Source organism: Chamaesiphon sp. OTE_8_metabat_110 (genome assembly GCF_031382685.1).
GTDB lineage: Bacteria > Cyanobacteriota > Cyanobacteriia > Cyanobacteriales > Chamaesiphonaceae > Chamaesiphon.
In genome coordinates this window covers 1-3,745 of sequence record NZ_JANMZA010000107.1, presented here as the reverse complement: position 1 = coordinate 3,745, position 3,745 = coordinate 1, and the positions used below count along the sequence as shown (strand labels likewise).

At 46.3% G+C, this 3,745-nt stretch carries 4 protein-coding genes and 1 pseudogene; 3 read left to right on the top strand and 2 right to left on the bottom strand.

Features of this window, described 5'->3' with window-relative positions; translation table 11 throughout:
- Positions 1-249: pseudogene (locus RMO52_RS03845) on the top strand (phenylalanine--tRNA ligase subunit beta); the annotation flags it as partial.
- Between the two features lie 36 nt (positions 250-285).
- On the opposite strand, the gene RMO52_RS03840 reads toward RMO52_RS03845, so the two are convergent.
- Positions 286-597: a hypothetical protein gene (locus tag RMO52_RS03840; RefSeq protein ID WP_310411019.1), complete on the bottom strand. Its 312-nt coding sequence runs from the start codon at positions 595-597 to the stop codon at positions 286-288.
- Between the two features lie 112 nt (positions 598-709).
- Positions 710-2,005, bottom strand: coding sequence for a DUF4147 domain-containing protein (locus RMO52_RS03835; protein ID WP_310411016.1), 1,296 nt, complete (start codon positions 2,003-2,005; stop codon positions 710-712).
- Between the two features lie 86 nt (positions 2,006-2,091).
- Between RMO52_RS03835 and RMO52_RS03830 the strand changes: the two genes are divergently transcribed.
- Together RMO52_RS03830 and gatB are read left to right on the top strand one after the other, a co-directional pair.
- Positions 2,092-2,664 (top strand): DUF2887 domain-containing protein, encoded by a 573-nt coding sequence (locus RMO52_RS03830; RefSeq protein ID WP_310411012.1) that lies wholly within the window; start codon positions 2,092-2,094, stop codon positions 2,662-2,664.
- Positions 2,665-2,746: 82 nt separating this feature from the next.
- On the top strand, positions 2,747-3,745 hold a 999-nt coding region (gatB, locus tag RMO52_RS03825), incomplete at its 3' end, for an Asp-tRNA(Asn)/Glu-tRNA(Gln) amidotransferase subunit GatB (RefSeq protein WP_310411009.1).

Below are 3,745 nucleotides of genomic sequence, written 5' to 3'. Positions count from 1 at the left end.
GCCCCGATCGAGCTATCTTTAGCAGATATCCAAAAATCGATCGCTAAAGCTGGCGGCGAACTATTAGAAGCCGTCGAAGTCTTCGATGAATATCGCGGTGCCAATGTCCCCGACGGACAACGAAGTTTGGCAATTCGATCGATCTACCGCGCACCGGATCGCACATTGACAGATGCAGACGTAGAACCTTTACAACAAAAGATTCGCGATGTTTTAGTCGAGAAGTTTCGAGTAACTCTACGGAGTTAAATTCAGGATTAGGCATGTGGGATGAGTAACAATATCTCAATCCCCACCTAATGTTTTGGATCTAGCTAGTGATGTCTCGATCGCGAGATCGAACTTTCGCTCCAACCGATTGAACCGCTCCTCCACTCTAGCTGCTAGTCGCTCGATTTGGCTTTCAATTCGGTCGAAGCGGCGATTCATCTGGTCTTCTAGGGCATCGATCTCCCCGTATACATGGTTGAAGGAGTAATTTACTTCTCTACCTGTCAATTGAGTATCTTCGAGCCTCACTAGCTGTCGTTCGAGCATTCTAAATTGTCGATCCAAAGAGCGTCTGTCTCGATCGTTTGATTCGTTAGTTTGTGTCATTAGCTGAGGAGTTATTTACCGATCCAAGTATCCCTTGGTACACTACTAAGGGATACTTTTAGTTTACAGCTTGCTAACTAAGATTGTCATGACGATCGACCACTAACTGTATCTAAGGACGAATTGCGATCGTAATATCGGCAACATTAGTTCCCGTCGCCCCAATAATATGCAGATCGCCCAGTTGCCGAAAGAACGAATAACTATCATGTAGATCGAGTGCCGACTGAGCATCTAATCCTAATGCTAAAGCGCGATCGTTCGTTCGTTCATTTACCGTTGCTCCCGCCGCATCCGTCGGCCCATCGGTACCGTCAGTTGCTAGCGTAATTACCCATGCAGGGACATTCTTTTTTGCCAATTCGATCGCAGCCGCCAATCCTAATTCGGTATTACGACCACCGATACCCGTGCAATCTTTTGGCAAATTAACTGTAGTTTCACCACCATAAATTAACACGGTTCTGCTTGGTTCGGTAATAATTTTTTGAGCGATTTCGACACCGCGAACCCGCGCTTCTCCCTGGAGATTAGTCATTACAATTTGAGCGGTATATTCCCCTTCCTCATCGATCGTTTGCTCGATCGCTTTACAAGCTTGAAGATTATTACCAACGAAAATATTGTCGGCATTTTGATGATTAGTTAAACCCGACGCGATCGAGCCAATCGGATCGCCAATCACATCTGATAAAATCAATCCAATTACTTTACCCTTACCCACTCTTGCGACTAAGCCACCACCTTTCAATCGATCGATCCGCGATCGCACCGCATTAATTAGCTCGATCGATAAGCCACACCCTAATAGTGCCGTGCCAATTGCTTGTAATGCTGGTAGCGAGATATTCTGTGCAATATTTACAGCAGTGATATCTATCGATTGACTCGATAAAGCCGACCGAATTAATTGTTGCGTGTCCTGACTAATTTCAGCAGTTGGTGGGCTGGTTAGTAGTTCGTTTAAAGCATTCCAATCGCGCGGTGCAACGACTAAAGATGAAGCACCACCAGAGATACAAGCGAGGACTAAAGTTTGCTCCGTACAGTCGGCGAGTAATTCCCACACGCGATCGCCAGCATATAAACTTCGCTCGTCGGGAACCGGATGTGCTGACTCGATCGTTTCCCAATTAGCCGGAAATCTAACATCCATTAAATGGTCGTATTTAGTAACAACCAATCCTTGCGAAATTCGATCGCCAAGGAGTTCGTGGATCGATCGAGCCATCGACACAGAAGCCTTACCAACGGCAACACACCGAATATCTCGATCGGTTAAATTAATGACGCGATCTTCGATAACTAAATTCTCACCATCTAACCGCAAGCGATTTTGAATGGAATTAAATGGATTGACAGCAGCTAGGGCAGCTTTAATAAGTTGGTTAATTAGGTTTTCCATCATCAAGATATAGTATATTTCGTTCCTCCATCAGAACATATCCTCAATACTAAACGGCTCGATCGAAAACTCCAAAATAGTAACAAAACTTGGGAGAACGGTCCAGCCGTAGCATCGAACAATCACGATTAGTCACTGTCGATGAATTTCTCACCAGCGGACGGATTACGCGCATCTACCTAAATGAACTAACCACCCTCGAACCACTGCCAATCGGTTTAGAGCTAATGGTACTCACCACTCTACCCGATGACAACGCAGTTACCAAAGCAAAATCGCTCATCCAACAGTTGCAGCAGCTCCCAGACAGTCGTGCAATAATTGAGATGATATCGACAATTATGGTCTACAAATTTACCAACTTAACCAGAGCCGAGGTCGAAGCAATGATTGGAATTACCCTACAAGAAACCAGAGTTTATCGAGATGCCAAAGCTGAAGGCAAAGCTGAAGGCAAAGCCGAAGGAGTTAGTGAGGGTCGTCAAGTAGAGGCGCAGTCTATGATTCTGCGACAATTGTCGCGCCGATTTGGGATGCTATCGCCAGATGTTAATGCTGTAGTGGTGGCTTTACCTGTAGCGAAATTGGAAGATCTGGGCGAGGCTTTATTAGATTTTCAAGAGATTTCTGACTTACAGAATTGGTTTCAAGCTAATCGGTAGAATCGTCGGCAGGCTTTCGCCAACGCCAACGCGATACAATAAGAGATCTATCGCTCTACACTAAACTAATATTTATAGCCGCATGACCGTAGCTACCCCGACGAAAATCCAGTATGAAGCCGTAATTGGGTTAGAAACTCACTGTCAACTCAATACTGCTACCAAAATCTTTTGTAACTGTTCGACCGAATTTGGTGCTGTTCCCAACCACAATATTTGTCCGGTATGTACGGCGATGCCTGGAGTTTTACCCGTACTGAATGAGAAGGTGTATGAGTATGCTGTCAAAGCGGGTTTGGCGCTCAATTGTCAGATTGCGGCTTATAGTAAATTCGATCGCAAGCAATATTTTTATCCCGACTTACCCAAAAATTACCAAATCACCCAATACGATCTCCCCATTGCCGAGCATGGCTGGGTAGAGATCGAAATTCTCGATGATGCTGGCAATCCCACTCGCAAGAAAATCGGCATCACGCGGATGCACATGGAAGAGGACGCTGGTAAGCTCGTACATGGTGGCAGCGACAGGTTATCTGGCTCCACTCACTCACTGGTAGATTACAATCGGACTGGTGTACCCCTGTGTGAAATCGTCTCCGAACCCGATCTGCGGAGTGGTGTCGAAGCGGCTGAATACGCCCAAGAAATTCGCCGGATCATCCGCTATCTGGGCGTAGGCGATGGGAATATGCAGGAAGGCTCCCTCCGCTGCGATGTGAATATTTCGGTGCGTCCTGTGGGGCGGAAGGAGTTTGGGGTTAAGGTAGAAATCAAGAACATGAACTCGTTTAGTGCGATCCAACGTGCGATCGATTACGAGATCGAGAGACAGATTGCGGCGATTGGTAATGAGGAGCCAATTTTCCAAGAAACTAGATTGTGGGAAGAAGGCACCCAACGCACGATTAGTATGCGGAGCAAGGAAGGTGCTAGCGACTATCGCTATTTCCCCGAACCCGATCTCACGCCGATGATTTTGGCTGATAGTCAAAAGGCGGCTTGGAAAGCGGAACTGCCCGAATTACCAGTCCAAAAACGTCACCGTTATCAAGATGAGCTGGGTTTGTCTCCTTATGAT

Coding starts and splice junctions, on each gene's coding strand:
- RMO52_RS03840 (WP_310411019.1), bottom strand. CDS start 597: ATGACACAAACTAACGAATCAAACGATCGAGACAGACGCTCTTTGGAT.
- RMO52_RS03835 (WP_310411016.1), bottom strand. CDS start 2,005: ATGATGGAAAACCTAATTAACCAACTTATTAAAGCTGCCCTAGCTGCT.